General features: G+C 62.9%; 18 protein-coding genes and 3 pseudogenes. 10 read left to right on the top strand and 11 right to left on the bottom strand.

The features are described 5' to 3' along the window. From HDG32_RS03095 to HDG32_RS03085, 3 genes and pseudogenes are all read right to left on the bottom strand, one after another. Positions 1–403: hypothetical protein (locus HDG32_RS03095; RefSeq protein WP_184063102.1), on the bottom strand; the 403-nt coding region annotated here is incomplete at its 3' end. Positions 404–622: 219 nt separating this feature from the next. Further along, positions 623–1,285 (bottom strand): annotated as a pseudogene (gene pdeM, locus HDG32_RS03090) (ligase-associated DNA damage response endonuclease PdeM). After that, a pseudogene (locus tag HDG32_RS03085) lies at positions 1,282–3,502 on the bottom strand (ligase-associated DNA damage response DEXH box helicase). Before HDG32_RS03085 ends, pdeM begins: the two co-directional pseudogenes overlap by 4 nt. Before the next feature lie 251 nt (positions 3,503–3,753). On the opposite strand from HDG32_RS03085, the gene HDG32_RS03080 reads away from it, so the two are divergent. From HDG32_RS03080 to HDG32_RS03070, 3 genes are all read left to right on the top strand, one after another. After that, a complete protein-coding gene (locus HDG32_RS03080; RefSeq protein ID WP_373685682.1) occupies positions 3,754–4,104 on the top strand; it encodes an FKBP-type peptidyl-prolyl cis-trans isomerase in 351 nt (116 codons plus the stop codon). Positions 4,105–4,207: 103 nt separating this feature from the next. Next, positions 4,208–4,669 carry a DUF488 family protein gene (locus HDG32_RS03075; RefSeq protein WP_184063100.1) on the top strand — a complete coding sequence of 154 codons (462 nt, stop codon included), beginning with the start codon at positions 4,208–4,210 and terminating at the stop codon, positions 4,667–4,669. Between the two features lie 277 nt (positions 4,670–4,946). Next, positions 4,947–6,020, top strand: a complete 1,074-nt coding sequence (locus HDG32_RS03070; RefSeq protein ID WP_184063098.1) for a DUF6765 family protein — start codon at positions 4,947–4,949, stop codon at positions 6,018–6,020. Positions 6,021–6,115: 95 nt separating this feature from the next. Here HDG32_RS03070 and HDG32_RS03065 read toward each other — a convergent pair whose 3' ends face one another. Further along, positions 6,116–6,367, bottom strand: coding sequence for a hypothetical protein (locus tag HDG32_RS03065; protein ID WP_184063095.1), 252 nt, complete (start codon positions 6,365–6,367; stop codon positions 6,116–6,118). 413 nt (positions 6,368–6,780) lie between these two features. Between HDG32_RS03065 and HDG32_RS03060 the strand changes: the two genes are divergently transcribed. The 5 genes from HDG32_RS03060 (at position 6,781) to cls (ending at position 10,120) form a co-directional block, all read left to right on the top strand. Continuing rightward, positions 6,781–7,119, top strand: a complete 339-nt coding sequence (locus tag HDG32_RS03060) for a hypothetical protein (protein WP_090807114.1) — start codon at positions 6,781–6,783, stop codon at positions 7,117–7,119. A gap of 17 nt (positions 7,120–7,136) precedes the next feature. Beyond that, positions 7,137–7,301 (top strand): hypothetical protein, encoded by a 165-nt coding sequence (locus tag HDG32_RS03055; RefSeq protein WP_184063093.1) that lies wholly within the window; start codon positions 7,137–7,139, stop codon positions 7,299–7,301. Positions 7,302–7,331: 30 nt separating this feature from the next. Further along, on the top strand, positions 7,332–8,165 hold the full coding sequence (locus tag HDG32_RS03050) for an H-NS family nucleoid-associated regulatory protein (RefSeq protein ID WP_184063091.1): 834 nt from the start codon (positions 7,332–7,334) through the stop codon (positions 8,163–8,165). A gap of 22 nt (positions 8,166–8,187) precedes the next feature. Next, positions 8,188–8,694, top strand: a complete 507-nt coding sequence (locus tag HDG32_RS03045; RefSeq protein ID WP_184063089.1) for a hypothetical protein — start codon at positions 8,188–8,190, stop codon at positions 8,692–8,694. Positions 8,695–8,845: 151 nt separating this feature from the next. Then, on the top strand, positions 8,846–10,120 hold the full coding sequence (gene cls, locus HDG32_RS03040; RefSeq protein WP_184063087.1) for a cardiolipin synthase: 1,275 nt from the start codon (positions 8,846–8,848) through the stop codon (positions 10,118–10,120). On the opposite strand, the gene HDG32_RS03035 is transcribed toward cls, so the two are convergent. From HDG32_RS03035 to HDG32_RS03015, 6 genes and pseudogenes are all read right to left on the bottom strand, one after another. Then, positions 10,100–10,327, bottom strand: a complete 228-nt coding sequence (locus HDG32_RS03035) for a hypothetical protein (RefSeq protein ID WP_184063432.1) — start codon at positions 10,325–10,327, stop codon at positions 10,100–10,102. The two genes, cls and HDG32_RS03035, sit on opposite strands and share 21 nt — an antisense overlap. A gap of 7 nt (positions 10,328–10,334) precedes the next feature. Then, a complete protein-coding gene (locus tag HDG32_RS36145; RefSeq protein WP_260335507.1) occupies positions 10,335–10,481 on the bottom strand; it encodes a hypothetical protein in 147 nt (48 codons plus the stop codon). 129 nt (positions 10,482–10,610) lie between these two features. Further along, positions 10,611–10,901 (bottom strand): annotated as a pseudogene (locus HDG32_RS36140) (sulfatase-like hydrolase/transferase); the annotation flags it as partial. A gap of 9 nt (positions 10,902–10,910) precedes the next feature. Beyond that, positions 10,911–11,453, bottom strand: a complete 543-nt coding sequence (locus tag HDG32_RS03025; protein ID WP_184063085.1) for a hypothetical protein — start codon at positions 11,451–11,453, stop codon at positions 10,911–10,913. A gap of 50 nt (positions 11,454–11,503) precedes the next feature. Next, positions 11,504–12,157 carry a response regulator transcription factor gene (locus tag HDG32_RS03020; protein ID WP_184063083.1) on the bottom strand — a complete coding sequence of 218 codons (654 nt, stop codon included), beginning with the start codon at positions 12,155–12,157 and terminating at the stop codon, positions 11,504–11,506. Then, a complete protein-coding gene (locus tag HDG32_RS03015; protein WP_184063081.1) occupies positions 12,154–13,569 on the bottom strand; it encodes a cache domain-containing protein in 1,416 nt (471 codons plus the stop codon). Before HDG32_RS03015 ends, HDG32_RS03020 begins: the two co-directional genes overlap by 4 nt. A 240-nt stretch (positions 13,570–13,809) precedes the next feature. Between HDG32_RS03015 and HDG32_RS03010 the strand changes: the two genes are divergently transcribed. Continuing rightward, positions 13,810–14,007, top strand: a complete 198-nt coding sequence (locus HDG32_RS03010; RefSeq protein ID WP_090807102.1) for a DUF3311 domain-containing protein — start codon at positions 13,810–13,812, stop codon at positions 14,005–14,007. Further along, complete coding sequence (gene mctP / locus HDG32_RS03005) at positions 14,004–15,485, top strand: monocarboxylate uptake permease MctP (protein WP_184063079.1); 1,482 nt, start codon at positions 14,004–14,006, stop codon at positions 15,483–15,485. Before HDG32_RS03010 ends, mctP begins: the two co-directional genes overlap by 4 nt. A 176-nt stretch (positions 15,486–15,661) precedes the next feature. Here the strand turns inward: mctP and HDG32_RS03000 are convergent, their stop codons facing one another. Then, a complete protein-coding gene (locus tag HDG32_RS03000; RefSeq protein ID WP_184063077.1) occupies positions 15,662–16,894 on the bottom strand; it encodes an FAD-binding oxidoreductase in 1,233 nt (410 codons plus the stop codon). Between the last annotated feature and the right edge of the window lie 36 nt (positions 16,895–16,930).

The raw sequence follows: 16,930 nt of genomic DNA, 5'->3' as shown, positions 1-16,930 counted from the left end.
CAACGGTGGCCATGGCGGTGAAGGCGGTGGCGGCCAGGGCAACGGCGGCTCCGGCCACGGCGGCCATGGTGGTGAAGGCGGCGGCCAGGGCAACGGCGGTTCCGGCAACGGTGGCCATGGCGGTGAAGGCGGTGGCGGCCAGGGTAACGGCGGTTCCGGCAACGGTGGCCATGGCGGTGAAGGCGGTGGCGGCCAGGGCAACGGCGGCTCCGGCCACGGCGGCCATGGCGGTGAAGGCGGCGGTGGCCAGGCCAACGGCGGCTCCGGCAACGGAGGCCACGGTGGCCGTGGCGGCAACGGCGGCAACGGCGGCAACGGCGGCGGTCAAGGCAACGGCGGCGGTCAAGGCAGCGGCGGCCACGGTGGCGGCTACGGCGGCGGTGGCTCCGGCAATGGTGGCCACGGCGGCGGCAACCACTAACCAGTGGCAGGAGTCCCGCGAACCTTGCGGGGCTCCCGAGGGTGGAGGCCGGCGCCGCCCGGCCTCCACACCGACCGCGCTCGCACGCCGCGGGGAGTTTGCAGCGAACGAGCCAGCAAAAAACCCAGCCAGCGAACCGGCAAACCAATCCGCAAACAAAAAACCAACCAGGCAACAAAGTGGACGGCCCCCGCCGTCCACTCAACTCCTCAACTCGATCACTCTCTGCTGTACCACCAGAAAAACCCTCTCCCCCAGAACGCGCCCCGTCTCACGCGCGCCTCCGGTAAAACTACCGAACGCCGGCAGCACCCCCCGATCGATCCCAAAGCGAAAGCACGGCACGCGCACTGAATCGATCCGCGTCGCGATCTGATAGACCGGATGCACATGCCCCGCGAGCACATACGCGTGATCGACCGCATGCGGGTGATGGCACAGCGCCCACGCCCGATATGCCACGGCTCGCGCACGGACTCGACATCCAACGTAAGCGGCAACGCACCGGCATGCCGATCGTGATTGCCCTCGACGAGCACCACGCGCCTCGACGCATGCCGCGCGCGCCACGCATGCAACGCATCGAGCGCGAGCGTCGACAGCGACTCGCGCGCATGCAGCAGATCGCCGAGAAACACCAGCGTCGCCGGCTCGAACTCGGTGATCAGACGATCGATGCGCAGCAGATTCTCCGCGGTCGAACCAGTCGGCACTGGAATGCCGCGCGCGCGAAAACACCGCATCCTTGCCGAAATGCGCATCGGCGATAACAAGCGCGCGCAGCGCCGGATCGAAACACGCGCGCAAGCTTGACAGCACGAGAGGTCGTCCGCCGACGTCGATCGCGAGCGAGGTCGGCTTCATCGTTGCGCCGCCCGTTCGAGCTCGGCCAGCATTCGCTCGACGCGATCGGCGAGCTTCTCGGTGCTGACCTTTTCGCGCAGGCGTCCGACGATCAACGGAAACGCGAACGGGGTCGGCTTCTTGGGCCGCGTGAGCACGACGCGGTTCGCGTTCATTCGTTCGAGCGCAAAACGAATGCGCCGCACGTCGAGTTCCTGCAGCAGTACTTCGGTATCGGCCTGGCCCAGCAGCAGATTGCCGCGATCGTGCTGACGAAAGATCTCGTAGAAAAGCCCGCTCGATGCCTGCAATTGCCGCGCGCTCTTCTGCTGTCCCGGATGCGCCTGAAACACGAGTCCCGACACTCGCGCAATCTCGCGAAAACGTCGCAAGGAGAGTTCGGATGAATTGAGGCTCGCAAGAATGTCGTGATCGAGTTCGTCAGGTGAAAGCAGACCATTCTCTATTTGCGCGGCCCAATCGAAAGTCTGCGCGCACAGCAATTCGAAACCGTAGTCGTTGATCGAAATCGAAAACGTGCCGGGCTTGTCGCGCGCGACTCGCCAGCGAGCAGAGCGCCAAGTCCGATATGCGCAATGTGCCCCGCGAACGGATAGCAGAAGAAGTGGTGACCCTCGCGCGATTTGAGCAGCTCGACGACGAGTACGCCCGGCTCGGGCAACGCCGACCACTTTCGCTGCAATTCGAGCAGCGGCCGCACCGCGCGCAATTCCGGTTCGTCGTAGATGCCGTCGGCGGCGCGCGCGAGCATCGTCAATGTGGCGTCGGCGAGCTCGGACGATAGCGGCTGCGGCTGCGGGCCCATTGCGGCATTGCGCCACGCGATAAGCTCGCGCGCCGCACCCACGCCGTCATGTCCTGAACGCGGATCAGTTCGAGCGCGCGGCCGCCGAACGTGAACACATCGCCGGGCTTGAGCCGCGAAATGAACGATTCCTCGATTGCACCGATGCGCCCGCCCGATAGATACGCAACGTTCAACGTGCCATTCGCGACGATCGTGCCGATGTTGTTGCGATGCCGGCGTGCGAGATCGTTGCGCGGGACGCGGTACAGACCGTCGCTATCGCGCGCGACGCGATGGTAGTCGGGATATGCGCGCAGCGTCGCGCCGCCGCCTTCGACGAAACCCAGCGTCCAGTCGAACTCCTGCTGCGTCAGATCACAATATGCATAGGTATGCAGAAGTTCATCGTACAGCTCGAGCGCGTCGAAGCCACCGCCGAGCGCAACGGTGACGAGGTGCTGCACCAGCACGTCGAACGGCTTTTGCAGCGTATCGCGGCTTTCGATCTGCTGCTTGTCGACGGCTTCACGCGCGGCCGCCGCTTCGATCAATTCGAGCGCATGCGTCGGCACGATCGTCACGCGAGACGGCAAACCGGGCGCATGTCCCCAGCGGCCCGCACGCTGCATCAAGCGCGCGACGCCTTTTGGCGAGCCGATCTGGAACACCCGTTCCACCGGCAGAAAATCGACGCCGAGGTCGAGACTAGACGTACACACGACAACCTTTAGCAAGCCGCTCTTCAACCCACGTTCGACCCACTCGCGTACCTGCTGATCGAGCGAGCCGTGATGCAGCGCGATCACTCCGGCCCACTCGGGGCGCGCCTCGAGCAGCGCCTGGTACCACACCTCGCATTGCGAGCGCGTGTTCGTGAAGACGAGCGACGTGTGTGCTTCGTCGATCGCGCGCGCGACTGCATCGACCTGCCGCATGCCCATATGACCGCCCCACGGAAAGCGCTCGATCGTGTCGGGAATGATCGTGTCGACGATCAGTGCTTTCGGCAGCGCGCCGTGCACGCTGACGCGCGGCGTCGCGACCGGCGCGAGCAGTACCTCGGTCGCGAACGACAGATTGCCGAGCGTCGCCGACAGCCCCACACCTGCAAGCCGGGCCGCCAAAGGGTGAGACGCGCGAGCGCGAGTTGGGTCTGCGTGCCGCGTTTGTTGCCGAGCAATTCATGCCATTCGTCGACGATCACGAGCCGAACCTGAGCAAGTACTTCGCGCGCATCGGCGCGCGTCGTCAGGTGAATACGAGGGGAACGGTAGCGGTTCGAACGCGGGTTCGCGCGCATCGAGCCGCGCCTGTTGCGCGCGGCTGCGTGGAATCCGGCGCGGCCTTGGCGCGCGAACGCGCTCGTCGGAGGGGGCCGGCGCTGCGCAGGGATCGCAAGCGGGGTCGTCGGAATGGGCCGGCTCGGTCATCGAAAGCGCTCTCAACAAGTGTGGCGGATTCGCTTGCCGGCGACTCGCGCCGGACGTTCATGCGGACCGAGGGGTCGCGCGACGGTTCAGCGAGGTTCCTGATGGGCGCGCAACGATCCGCGGCATCGGGCAATATGTGGGAGCCTCGGCCGACACCCGATCCGTTACAATCAAACGGACTACCCCACTGGAGATTCGCTTTGAAATCACTCGTTGCTTTGCTGGCCGCAGCCGTTCTGTCCTCGACCGCGATGGCTGCCGCGCCGACCACGGAGAAGTTGCCGTCCGGCGTCATCGTCGAACATCTGACGCAAGGCACGGGCCCGCAACCGTCCGCGACCGACGTGGTAAAGGTCAACTATCGCGGCACGCTGCCCAATGGCACCGAATTCGATAGCTCGGCCAAGCATGGCGGGCCGGCCACGTTCCCGCTCAATCGCGTGATTCCGTGCTGGACGCAAGGCGTGCAGAAGATGAAAGTCGGCGGCAAGGCGCGACTCACGTGCCCGGCGGCGACCGCATACGGCGATCGCGGCGTCGGCCCGATTCCGCCGAATACCGATCTGACCTTCGAAGTCGAACTGGTCGACATCGTCAAATAAAGCACGCGAGCGGCGCTAAAGATGCACTGACACCCGAGCCTCGCTGCGCCAATCGCAGCGAGGCTTTTTTATGGGCGCCGAATGGCCTGCCAGGGGATTCACCATGAAACGTGACAAAAGTAGCGTGCAGGTGGCCAGCATTGGTTTTACCGGCAAGAGCGCCCAGAAATTCTTCAGTTTGCTGAAGGACGCCCATGTGCGCACGGTGCTCGACGTTCGCCTCAACAACACGTCGCAACTCGCGGGCTTTGCGAAAAAACAAGATCTGCCTTACTTTCTCGACCAGTTGTGCAATGCGGCGTACGTGGAAATACCGGAACTGGCTCCCGAGCCGGACCTGCTCAAACGCTACCAGGGCAAGCAATTGAGCTGGGAGAACTTTCGGGAGGAATATTTCGACCTCGTCGCGCGCCGCCGCGTGGAAAGTAATCTGGATATCGCGCTATTCGAATCGGGTTGCCTGCTTTGCAGTGAACATTTACCACATCATTGCCACCGGATGTTTGCGCTCGAATATCTGAACCAGCACTGGAATAGTCGTCTTTCCGTTACACATTTGACCTGACCGGCGCCGATCGGGCCAGGTTACGTTTATCCGCCTCATTGGCCGGCGGCTTTCCGTGCCGGCAGGTTACATCTCGCCGGCCGCGCCCGCGTTTCCTTCAGTAGCCCGAATGGTTGCGTGGCGCGAAACGTGAAAAAGCGCGTCCAGTACGCATGTTTTTTTCAATGCGTGTGCCGCTCGCTCGTCTACTATCTACTCACGCGCAGCTCCCTGTATTCGTCTCGCCCTATCGCCGGCCACGAACCGGCCGTGATTATGCGCGCCAGGAGCGCTTGCCATGAACATCGACTTTCATTACGGCGTGGTCTACATTGCCGCGCGCGTCGGCGGCATGACGGCCGGCGATGCGCAAACCGTCGCGCATGCCTGCCAATATGTCGACGACGCAACGACGAGCGGAATACTGCGGTTCAAAGGCGGCGAGACATTCGAGCGATTCGCGACCGCGCACAAGTTATTCGATTACGCCAATACCGAGAACGACCAGAACCGGCTCGTGTGGACGCCGTTCCATTTTCTGCCGGCTGGCGAGGGTGAAAGTCTCGAGGAAAAGGCGATTTGCCGGCCCGACAGTGAAGTTGCGCGCGAAGTCGTGCGGCGCGCGATCCGGCAGCGCGATTCGGAGACCGCGTTGCACCGGCTCGGCGTGACGCTTCATACCTATGTCGATACGTGGGCGCACCAGGGATTCGCGGGCATCGAAAGCCCGTGGAATCGCGTGCATCTTCTCGAGGCACAGGATTGCACGCGCAAAGGCTGGCTCGCGAGCCTCGAACTAGCGGTCGCGCATCTGATCGAGCATGTCGAGGAGGACGTTCTGACGATCGCGTTGCCGGTCGGCCACGGCGCCGCGTTGCATTATCCCGACCAGCCATGGGCGCGCTGGCATTACATCGACGGTCGCAATCACTTCATCTCACGACATAATTTGCCGGATTTCGTGCAGGCGGCCGACATGAGTTGTCGTGTCGTGCGAGCTTATCTGGCCGGACGCGAAGATTTCGAAAACCAGCCAGGCATGCCGGACGACGTTAAAGACGCACTGACCCGGCTGCTCGATACGAACCGCGAACCCGACGACAACCTGCGTCTGAGAACCGTTTGCGAATGGGTGAATGCAGGCCGTATTCCAGGTTTGAAAGAACCCGTGCCCGGCTATATTGCCAAAGGACAAGGTTCGTGGAAGTACCAGGCCACCGGTTTGTTGTGCGATGACGACACCGGGGACAGACCGGAGTGGACGACCGCCTTCGAGAAGAGCGACTACCGGCTCTTTCACGACGCGGTCAAACAGCACCGTTTCGTGACCACTCAGGAGATCTTGCCCGCGCGCGGATTACGCATTGCCTAAGTGATCGGAGCAGGGCGCGTCGCCGCGAACGGAGATTCGAAGATCATTGCCGCGTCGCTCGTGCGAACGTTTGCGGCGGCGCCCGTATTCTCCAGTCACTGCATTCGGGCTTGCTGATGCGGCGCAGCCTGAGTCGCCGCCTGCTGTTCTTCGGCGTGCTTTTTGGCCATATGCCGTCCGACGATACAGCCGCCGACCGCGCCGACCACCGCATGATGTCCCGCGTAGTGCCCGGCGACACCGCCCACTACCGCTCCTTTCAGGCAACCGGCCGCGTTCGCGGTGCCGGCCATTGCCAACGAGACTGCCATTGCCCCGAGGGCGGTCCGAATAAAACCAGCTTTCATTGCAAGTACCATCGTGTTTGAGTGGATCGGAATTAGGGTGGCCCGGCCTCCATTTCAATAGCCGCCGCGAGCATGGCGGCTGACAAAGGACTCTCTATTGGCCATACGTCTGCCGCTGGGCACGGATACGAAGTGTAAATGGACTTGGCCGGTACAGGGGCAACAGATGCTGCAAGATCGGTAACGGCACGTTACCGGAGCCCGGGCGGTGTCTTTGCACGCGTCGTCAGTGGCGTTTCGCGCATGCTTGAATCCGTTCGCTATAGCGGGCCACGAAAAAAGACCGTTTTCAAATAAAAAGTGGACTACTCTCCTTTGAATATCCAAAGGCCTGGCTATAGTAGAAGCGACTAATGCCAGAAAGCACGGCGGCGCCCCTTTCTGTTGCCGATGCGGATGACGGGGAAACACAAATGACGCCATCGAATGCAGCGATCTATCAGACCAGGACTTGCACGCCAGAGTCGTTGCGCACGCTCGCGAGCTTTCTCGAATTGGCGCTCGACGAGGGAAAAAGCGTGGTCGTGATGCGGATCGGCAAGCAGGCGCGCAGCGTTTATGTCGGAAATCCATCCGGGGCATTGGAGGATTTAACGGATTCCGGCGTCGTCGACGCTTTCCAGGCAGATGAAATGCTGGTACTGACCCGCCTGGGCCTGAACCGGATAACGGCGGACGGTCAACACTACCGCTTCATACGGAGTGTGAGGTACATTGCCGATCGCCAGGTCGTCGTTTTTACACCCATCTGAGTGGTGGTGGAACCGAAATGAAAAAGGAAGAATCAGGAGGGAAGGAAAAGGAAGAAAGCTTCGATGACCCGGTAGAAAACCTGAAAGCTTTGTTATTTGAACGCCGCATCGGCGCTCGTATCGGTGTATTGAAGCTCGGGATAGGTCAATACACTGCCTTTCTTCCGTCATTCATGGCATAGTTCAACGATTACCACATAAGGAGCAATCAAATGCCTTCGTTAGAGCAAATCCAAGCAAAGCTTAAGAAGCTCCAGGAGCAAGCTGACGTTCTCATTGCCAGAAAAGCACAAGCCGCGGTCAACCAGATTCGCGAATTGATGCTCAAGCACGGTCTCACGACTGCCGATATCGAAGCACAGGCGAAGGCACGACGTGCCGCGCGAGGTCTGAATGGCAATCCGGCGGGTCGCGGAAGACCTGCGGGCGCGAGCAAAGCCGCCAGGTCGGCAACCCCGGCGAAGTATCGCGACCACAAAACCGGCGCGACCTGGACGGGGCACGGCCGCGCGCCTGGCTGGATCGCCGGCGTGAAGGACCGCACGGCGTTCCTGATCGACGCTGCGAGCGCAAGCAAGCCCGCGGCTGCTCCCGCCGCGAAGCGCGTCAAAGGGCAGCCGAAAGGCGCCCAGCCGCCGAAGTACCTGAATCCGAAAACCGGCGCGACCTGGAGCGGCCGCGGTCCGGCGCCGGCATGGCTCGCGGCCGTCAAGGACCGCAGCAAATTCCTGATCGATGGCGCGAGCATGGCTGCCGCTCCGAAAGCGGCGAAAACGGCGGCAAAGAGCAGCCAGGCGAAAGCGACCGCGAGTGCGGTAGGCAAGAAGACCGCGGCGAAAAAAGCAACGCGCAAGACGGCCGTGAAAAAGACCGCAGCCAGAAAGGCCACTCCGGCAAGCCGGAAAGCCGCGGTGAAGAAGTCCGCCGGCCGCAAAAGCGTTGTGAAGGCGGCAAGAAAAGCACCGGCGCGCAAGGCTGCTGCAAAGAGTACGGCCGCACCCGTCGCGGCGGCTCCCCAAACGCCAGAGACGCAAGCAAGCGCGTAATAGCCGTGGAGTCGTGAAGTAGATGGTTAGCACGTTCGATGCACCCCGGCAGGAAGATCAGGTCTTCCTGCTGGACTCCGCTCCTCATCCGGCAGCCGATGCCGCCGAACCATTCATCGTCGCCAGCGATCGCCGCGTGATCCTCACTTATCCGATCGCGGAGTCGGACTTTGAACGGTTCGGGCCATTCGATCCCGACGACGATCCTTTTTGCGCGGTGCTGTTCGCCGACGCCGTCTTTCACCGTCTCGGGCCGCCGGGCGATGACGATCTCGCCATTCATCCGCTCGCGGCGCAAGGCCTCGTCGGCTGCGCGGTGCATGAAGTCGTCAATTCGTCGTTGTGCGCCGAGATTGCCGCCGTGGCGACAGACTCCGTCGCCATTGCTCCCGAGGCACCGGCGCGGCGTCATTTCGTCATTACGTTTCAGGCATCGACGTTCGAATGCGTGGCGTCGGACTATACGGTCATCGGCGTATTCGGCGCGGGCGAAATCGCAAGCCGCGAGGCGTTTGCATTGGTCAGATAAAGCATTGGAACCAGAAAGCAAGGCGTGGTCCTGAGCCGGGCACGCGCCGTGCATGACGTGCTGATAGTGAAAGCCAGGCACGAGTGCGGCATTCTCCCGTCGGATGCGGGACTCGTATACCGTGACCCGCCGCCTGCCATCGAGGCCACGCATGCTGACCATTTCTATTACCGCGTTTGTCACGCTCGTGATCGTTCTGCTGATCGCCAATCTGTCGAGCGGCGAGAAGAAAATAGAACACAGAATCGAGCGGCTTTATAAGAGCGAAGATCCGCAATTCCTTCGTTCGATGGGTTTATTGCTCGGTCCACCCGTGGTGCCGGGTAATCGCTTCGAGATGCTGCTCAACGGCGACCAGATCTTTCCGTCGATGCTCGAGGGCATTCGGTCGGCGCGCGAAACCATCACATTTGAAACGTTTATTTACTGGTCCGGCGAGATCGGCGGACAGATTGCGCGTGCGCTTGCCGATAAGGCGCGCGAAGGTGTCGCCGTGCATGTACTGCTCGACTGGGTCGGTTCGTCGAAAATGGATCGGCACTATCTGCAACTGCTGCGGGAGGCCGGCGCCGAAGTGGTCAAGTATCACAAGCCGCATTGGACCGGACTCGGTCGCATGAACGACCGTACGCACCGCAAACTATTGGTGATCGACGGCCGGATCGGTTTTACGGGCGGGGTCGGCATAGCGCCGGAGTGGACTGGCAATGCGCAGGACGAAAAGCATTGGCGCGATACGCATTTTCGCGTGACGGGTCCAGTGGTCGGCCATATACAGGCCGTGTTCATGGACAACTGGATCAAGGCGACCAGCAGCGTATTGCACGGTCCCGAGTATTTTCCGCACATCGATGCCGAGCCGAAAGGAGCGGGCCAGGGTCTCGCGCATATGTTCAGCAGTTCGCCGTCGGGCGGCAGTGACGACATGCAGTTGATGTATCTGATGGCCATCACCGCCGCCACGCGCAGTTTGCAGCTTGCGAGCGCGTACTTCGTGCCCGACAAGCTCACCGTCAACGCGATCGTCGAAGCCGCGAAACGCGGCGTGAAAGTACAGATCGTCACGCCGGGCAAACGCATCGACACGCACACGGTGCGCGAAGCGTCGCGTGCGTGTTGGGGCGATCTACTGAAAGCGGGCGTCGAGATCTACGAGTACCAGCCGACCATGTTCCATTGCAAGTTGCTGGTAGTCGACGAGTACATGGTGTCGGTCGGCTCGACGAACTTCGATAGCCGCTCGTTCAAGCTGAACGACGAAGCGAACCTGAACATCTACGACCGCGATTTCGCCACGCAGCAGACTGCCGCGTTCGACGACGACATCGCGAAGTCGAAGCGCGTCACGCTCGAAGCATGGACGCGGCGTTCGTTCACCGAGAAGCTCGTCGAGAAATTCGTGCGGCTACTGGACACGCAGCTTTGAATGCCGGTGCGAACGAGACGAAGCGCCGATCAGCGCCAACTGGCTGTCGATATAGTCGATGCACAGCTCGCGGCAGCGCGAGGATACCGCCGCGCTCGCCGCACTGATGGAAGGCGCGGCAAACGCGGCGGCAAATGCGACCGCCGCGATCGCGGCGTATGCGCCATACAGCGCCACGCCGCCTTTGAGCTTGAATGAAAACGCCATTGTGTGCTCAGTAGTAGCCGCGCGGACGCAACGGCTCGACGCCGCCGATGCTGGTCATGTAGTCGTTCCACTGCTGCACGAGACTATCGATGATCGACTGGTTCTGCGCCGACACGTCCTGCGTTTCGCCGCGATCGGCGCTCAGGTCGTACAACTGCCAGCGACCGTCGACGGGGCCGAGCGGCGGTTCGGTCCACAGGGCGACCGCGAGGAACGTCGCGGGGTGTTGTCCGTCACGTGTGTGAATTCACGCAGCGTCGGCTTCTGCGAGGTCTGGCCCGGCCCCGGCCATGTACGTGTGATAGCCGCCGTCTTTCAGCAACTGCGCAACCGATAGCGCGCGATCGTTCAGATAGCCTTCGTATCCCGGCAGTCCTTTGCGCTCGTCGGTCGGCACACCCATCGTGCCTTCGCCGACCAGATGGTGATCGGTGCCCGAGATCAGCATCGAACGCGTGATCGCGCAGACGGTGCCCGTGTGGTGATTCGTCAGGATGCGGCCGCTTTGCACCAGCGCATCGAGATTGGGCGTGTTGATTTCGCCCCCGAACGCGTGGATGTCGGAGTAGCCGAGACTACCGCGCTAATTGCCCGGATCGAGCACGGGCTTGTCCGGTTCCGCCTGGGTGCGGTAAGGCAACTGCGCGGCGTGAGGATCGGTGATCGTGTTGTCGATCACGCGCTCGACGTCCGCCGTTTTGGCGAGTTCGGTGAGGAAAGTCTTCTTGTCGAAGCCCGGCGCGACGCAGCCTTCGACGTAGATAAAGCGGCGTTGCAGCGTGAGCCATAGCGTCGATTGCTCGCGCCAGTGCGTCGCGACGTTCAGATTCGCGAGACGCCGTTGCACGCTCTCGGCGATTTCCGCGTCGTACAGATACGCGTTCGGCAAACGGCAACGGCCTTCGATCCAGCAGCTATTGCCGCGTTCGATTCTGTAATGGCTATCGTCGAGCCATTCCTTTTCGGTTTCGAATGGGCCAAGCGGAGTTGGGCAATCGGCGATCGCTTTGGATATCTGCAGGAATGGATCGTGGCCGCGATTGACGCGCGCCGGTTCGCCATAAACGCGAGCCGTGGCCACGCAAATCATCAGACCGGCAAGACTCAGTTCGAACACGCGCTTCATGCCGTGGTCGCTCCAGGTGTGGACCGCTCATTATCGCGCGCCCGCAAACCTCAACGCTTGTTGCGCCGGTTCTCGACCGCGAACTTGATCAACTCGGCCTGTCCTTCGATATCGAGCTTGCGCTTCAGATTCAGCCGATGCGTCTCCACGGTTCGCACCGACAGATCGTTGCGCTGCGCGATCTGCTTGCTCGACAGTCCCTCGGCAAGCGCATCGAGAATGTCGCGCTCGCGCGGCGTCAAGCGTTCGACCGGCGATTGCGTTGCCGACGCCTGGATCAGTCGAGCACCGATCTCCGCGCTAAAGAACGTCTTGCCGTCGAGTACCGCGCCGATCGCCTGAACGATTTCGAGCGCCGGCGAATCCTTCAGAACGTAGCCGCTCGCGCCCGCGCGCACCGCCTGCGTCACGTATTCGAGGTTGTCGTGCATCGACAGCATCAGCACACGAATCGCCGGAAAGCGCTCGTGAAAGAGGCCCGCCAACGCAATGCCGTTCATGCCGCTTTTCATGCCGACATCCATCAGCGCCAGATGCGGCGCCTGTCGTTCGGCCAGCGCGAGCGCTTGCTGCGCGTCGCCCGCTTCGCCGACCACTTCGAAGTGGCGCACTGCTTCGAGCCGTGCGCGCAGACCGTCGCGCACGAGCGGATGATCGTCGACGAGCAGCAGACGCGCGATGGAAGGAGAGGTCGTGTCGGTCATGATGCGAGTTCCTGCAGGGACCGCACCGTTGCATGCGTCGTGGGCAGCGGCACGCGTGCGGCGACGACGGTGTGCCCCGGCTGCGAGTTCAGCGACAGCGTGCCGCCGAGCCCTTCGAGCCGTTCGCGCATGTTGCGCAGGCCGACACCTTCACGTCCGCCGACGAATGCTTCGGTCACGTCGAAGCCGCGGCCGTTGTCGGAGATCGTCAGCGTGACCGCATCGCGCGAAACCTCGAGCGCAAGCGCCGCGCTCGACGCCTGCGCATGTCGCACGATGTTCGTCAGCGCTTCCTGGGCGATGCGAAACAGCACGGTGTTGACCGTGTCGGGCAACGTGGCGGCATGCGTGTGCGCGATCTGCGTGAAGCCAATCGCGATGCCGGACTCGTCGCCGAGTTCGCGCGTCAGTTGTTCGAGGGCGGCCGCGACGCCGAGATCGTCGAGCATCGACGGACGCAGCGCATGAGAAATGCGCCGGACTTCGCGCAGCGTATCGCCGAGCCGCGTGAGTCCGGTGGACAATGCGGCCTCGGCGGCAGGCACGCGCGCGTCACCGCGTTCGAGCCGCGCGAGCGCCGATTCGAGCAGCAGCTTCACGGACACCATCATCTGGCTGATGCCGTCGTGCAATTCGCGCGACAGGCGCGCGCGCTCGTTTTCCTGCGACTCGACGACCTGCTGCGCGAGCCGCTTCAGCTTCGCGTCGGCACTTCGATATTCGGTCACGTTCAGCACGAGTGCGCACAGCGCAATGACCGCGAGGCCAGCCACCGCGATCGCGTCGATCCACTTCATCGTGCGATCGATATTGGCCGCGGCCTCCCCGTCGATGTGCGCGAGCGTCGTGTCGACGTCGTCGAGATAGATGCCGGTGCCGAGCATCCAGCCCCAGCGTTCGAGCGGCACCACGTAGCCGAGTTTCGACTCCTCCTTGCCGGTCGACGGCCGATGCCACAGATAGCGCACATAGCCGCCGCCGCGCGCGGCCGCGGCGAGTAGCTGCTGGATCGTCGGCGTGCCATGGCTATCGCGCAACGACCACAGATCCCGACCCACCAGGTCCGGCTCGCGCGGATGCATCAGCGTGCGGCCGTGCAGGTCGTACACGAAGAAGTAGCCGTCCTCGCCGAAATTCATCTTTTCGAGCACCGCGAGCGCACGCGTGCGCAGCAGCGCGTCGTCGCGTGCGTTGTCGCCGCCGGCCTCGTAGAGCGGCGCGATCGCAGTCGTCGCGAGTTCGACGTAGTGCTTGAGCTCGATCTCCTTACTCGCCATGTACGCGGCCTGGGTGGTCGCGTGCTGCCGCTCGGCGAGTGCGGTCGCTTCGCGGCGCACGCCCGTCTCGATGCTGGCGATCGCCGCCAGAAAGGGCACGATCGCGAGCAGCACTATCTTTGCTTTGAGTTTCATCGTTGAAAAAAGCCGGTCAACGGGCTACGTAATATTACGTAGACGGCTTACGTAGTTGCGCGCTTGAAAGCAAGCGCGCGAAGGCGAATACTACATGCCCGTCGCATACCGCGCCGCTCGAGGCCTGGCGCTCGAGTGTGCGACGTTCCCCGGTCTTCCGCCTGACCTCAGGCAACCGGGCATTTGCGCGTCGGGCCACGAGCCATCGCGCGCGCTGTCGATAATACTCAGGAGACGTTCGTGGAGACCTCCCCCTCGGCCGGCCGTTCATGGCTCTGGCTCATTTTGCTGATCCCTTATATCGCGCTGCTGTGGCTGCCGTTCTATAACGACACGCATCCGCCGCTCGCGGGCTTTCCGTTCTTCTACTGGTATCAGTTTCTGTGGGTGCCGTTGACCTCGCTGCTGATTTACATCGTGTATCGAGGTCTCAAATGAGCGATCTGAATCCTGTGAACCCGGTTGCGATGACGGTCTTCATCGCGTTCTTCGTGCTCGTCACGGTGATCGGCTTTTTCGCGGCGCGCTGGAAACGCGGCGATCTGACGCAGTTGCACGAGTGGGGTCTCGGCGGACGGCAGTTCGGCACGGTCATTTCGTGGTTCCTCGTCGGCGGCGATTTCTATACCGCCTATACGGTGATCGCGGTGCCCGCGCTCGTTTATTCGGTGGGCGCGTATGGCTTCTTCGCGCTGCCGTACACGATCATCGTTTATCCGTTCGTGTTCGCCGTGATGCCGAAGCTGTGGAAGATTGCGCATGCGAAGAACCACATCACCGCGGCCGACTACGTGCACGGCGAGTACGGCGGCAAGTGGTTCCCGGCGGCCGTCGCGCTGACCGGCATCGTCGCGACGATGCCGTATATCGCGCTGCAGCTGGTGGGCATGCAGGTCGTGATCAAGGGGCTCGGCGTCAGCGGCGAATTGCCGTTGATCGTCGCGTTCGTGATCCTCGCGCTCTATACGTATGCAAGCGGCCTGCGCGCGCCGGCGATGATCGCGTTCGTCAAGGACATCATGATCTATATCGTCGTGATCGCGGCGGTATGGCTGATTCCGGCGAAGCTCGGCGGCTATGGGCAAGTGTTCGCACTGGCCGATGCGCACTTCCAGGCGAAGGGCGGCGCGACCGGTATCCTGCTGAAGCCGAATCAGTACACGGCGTTCGCATCGCTCGCCCTCGGCTCGGCGCTTGCCGCGTTCATGTATCCGCATACGATGACGGCGGTGCTGTCGTCGGCGTCGGCAAAGACGGTGCGCAAGAACGCGATCTTCCTGCCTGCGTACACGGTGCTGCTCGGCCTGATCGCGCTGCTCGGCTATATGGCGATCGCCGCCGGCGTGAACGTGAAGTCGGCAAGCGACGTGGTGCCGACCCTGTTCCGCACGCTGTTCCCGTCGTGGTTCGTCGGTTTCGCGGCCGCCGCGATTGCGATCAGCGCGCTGGTGCCGGCCGCGATCATGTCGATCGGCGCGGCGAATCTGTTCACGCGTAATCTGTGGCGTCCGCTGGTGTCGCCGAACATCTCGCCCGAGGCGGAGGCAGCCAATGCGAAGATCGTTTCGCTGGTCGTCAAGTTCGGCGCGCTGCTGTTCATCGTGTTCCTGCCGACGCAGTATGCGATCGATCTGCAACTGCTCGGCGGCGTGTGGATTCTGCAAATTTTCCCGGCCATCGTGTTCACGCTGTACACGCGCCGTCTGAACACGCCGGGTCTGTTCGTCGGCTGGCTCGTCGGTATCGTGCTCGGCACGGGCCTCGCGATTTCGCAAGGGCTCAAGCCGGTGTATGGCCTGCATTTCGGCCACGAGAACTATCCGCTGTATATCGGCCTGATCGCGCTGGTCGCGAATATCGTCGTGAGCTTCGCGGTGTCGGCAGTGTCGCCGCGACGGGCTGCCGTGACGGCCTGATCGACGGTTGTCCGGCTCGATGAAGAACGCCGCGGGGCCGTTGGCCCGCGGCGTTTTTTTATTGCTTCGACGGCTGGTGGCTTGGTCGGAGGCGTGCCGTGAGGGTGGCTTTAGCGTGAGATGGCGATAATTGCGCGATGAAGGCGGAGATTTCGAGCAGGCCTCAGACCATCCGGCTAAAACCGCTCGACTCGAAACGGCCGCGGATCGACCAGCGTCTGCTCGCCGGTCATCATCTCGGCGATCAGCCGCCCCGTCACCGGTCCGAGCGTCAGACCATGGTGCGCATGGCCGAACGCGAACCACAGTCCCTGATGTTTCGTCGCGGGCCCGATGATCGGCATCATGTCCGGCGTGCACGGGCGGCGTCCCATCCACGGTTCGGCATCCAGACGTTCGCCGAGCGGAAACAGCGTGCGCGCGATCGGCTCGACCGCGTCGAGTTGCGCCGGCGTCTTGGCCGCCTCGGGGCGCGCGATTTCGGCGCCCGTGGTCAAACGGATGCCGCGCGCCATCGGCGCGAGCACATAGCCGTGTTCGACGTCGAGAATCGGATGGTTGAGCCGCGCGCTCCGACGCGGCGCGTAGTGCATGTGATAGCCGCGCTTGACCGCGAGCGGCAGCCGATACCCGAGCCGCGTGCTCGCGCGATCCGACCACGGTCCGAGCGCGATCACCGCCGACTCGGCCGTGATCGCCCCGTCCCGCGTCTCGACCTGCCAGCCTTCACGCAGCGTATCGGCATCGCCGAAGAAGAACCGTCCGCCGAGCGCTTCGAAGTACCGCGCGTATGCGGTGACGAGCGCGTTCGGATCGCTGACCGAATCGGATTGCGGATAGCGCAGCCCGCCTTGCAGACGCTTGTCGAGATCGGGTTCGAGCTGTTGCAGGCGCGGCGCGTCGAGCGTTTCGAACTCGACGCCGTACTCGCGATGCCACTGTTCGGCGAGGGTGGTTTCGGCGTCGCGCGCGGCGGCATGGCGAAACACCTTGATCCAGCCGATCGGCCGCAGCAGCGCGCTGGCACCGGCATCCGCGGCAAGCGCGCGATGTTCGCTGACACAATGCTCGATCAGCGTCGCGTACGATTTCGCGATTTCCGCGTGCTTCGCCGGATGCGAGTTGCGCCAGTAGCGCCACAGGAACGGCGCAACCTGCAGCATCGCGTCGGCGTGATAGCGCACGTCGGGCGACTGGTTGCGCGCGTAGCGCAGCAGGGTGCCGAGCCCGCGCGGAAACGCGTACGGATAGACGCCTTCGCGCTGGATCAGCCCGGCGTTGCCGAACGAGGTCTCGTTGCCCGGCTGCTTACGGTCGATCAGCGCAACCGCGCGGCCGCGTTTCTGCAGATGCACGGCGACGCACACCCCGACAATGCCGGCGCCGAGCACCACGGTATCGAATTTCATGCTCCCTGTCCGCCTTGCGTGTGTTCTGTGTGTTGT

It is taken from the genome of Paraburkholderia sp. CI2 (assembly GCF_014201055.1).
Lineage (GTDB): Bacteria > Pseudomonadota > Gammaproteobacteria > Burkholderiales > Burkholderiaceae > Paraburkholderia > Paraburkholderia tuberum.
This window is presented reverse-complemented; position numbering and strand designations above follow the sequence as displayed.

Coding starts and splice junctions, on each gene's coding strand:
- HDG32_RS03080 (WP_373685682.1), top strand. CDS start 3,754: ATGGCTGCCGCGCCGACCACGGAGAAGTTGCCGTCCGGCGTCATCGTC.
- HDG32_RS03075 (WP_184063100.1), top strand. CDS start 4,208: ATGAAACGTGACAAAAGTAGCGTGCAGGTGGCCAGCATTGGTTTTACC.
- HDG32_RS03070 (WP_184063098.1), top strand. CDS start 4,947: ATGAACATCGACTTTCATTACGGCGTGGTCTACATTGCCGCGCGCGTC.
- HDG32_RS03065 (WP_184063095.1), bottom strand. CDS start 6,367: ATGAAAGCTGGTTTTATTCGGACCGCCCTCGGGGCAATGGCAGTCTCG.
- HDG32_RS03060 (WP_090807114.1), top strand. CDS start 6,781: ATGACGCCATCGAATGCAGCGATCTATCAGACCAGGACTTGCACGCCA.
- HDG32_RS03055 (WP_184063093.1), top strand. CDS start 7,137: ATGAAAAAGGAAGAATCAGGAGGGAAGGAAAAGGAAGAAAGCTTCGAT.
- HDG32_RS03050 (WP_184063091.1), top strand. CDS start 7,332: ATGCCTTCGTTAGAGCAAATCCAAGCAAAGCTTAAGAAGCTCCAGGAG.
- HDG32_RS03045 (WP_184063089.1), top strand. CDS start 8,188: ATGGTTAGCACGTTCGATGCACCCCGGCAGGAAGATCAGGTCTTCCTG.
- cls (WP_184063087.1), top strand. CDS start 8,846: ATGCTGACCATTTCTATTACCGCGTTTGTCACGCTCGTGATCGTTCTG.
- HDG32_RS03035 (WP_184063432.1), bottom strand. CDS start 10,327: ATGGCGTTTTCATTCAAGCTCAAAGGCGGCGTGGCGCTGTATGGCGCA.
- HDG32_RS03025 (WP_184063085.1), bottom strand. CDS start 11,453: ATGAAGCGCGTGTTCGAACTGAGTCTTGCCGGTCTGATGATTTGCGTG.
- HDG32_RS03020 (WP_184063083.1), bottom strand. CDS start 12,157: ATGACCGACACGACCTCTCCTTCCATCGCGCGTCTGCTGCTCGTCGAC.
- HDG32_RS03015 (WP_184063081.1), bottom strand. CDS start 13,569: ATGAAACTCAAAGCAAAGATAGTGCTGCTCGCGATCGTGCCCTTTCTG.
- mctP (WP_184063079.1), top strand. CDS start 14,004: ATGAGCGATCTGAATCCTGTGAACCCGGTTGCGATGACGGTCTTCATC.
- HDG32_RS03000 (WP_184063077.1), bottom strand. CDS start 16,894: ATGAAATTCGATACCGTGGTGCTCGGCGCCGGCATTGTCGGGGTGTGC.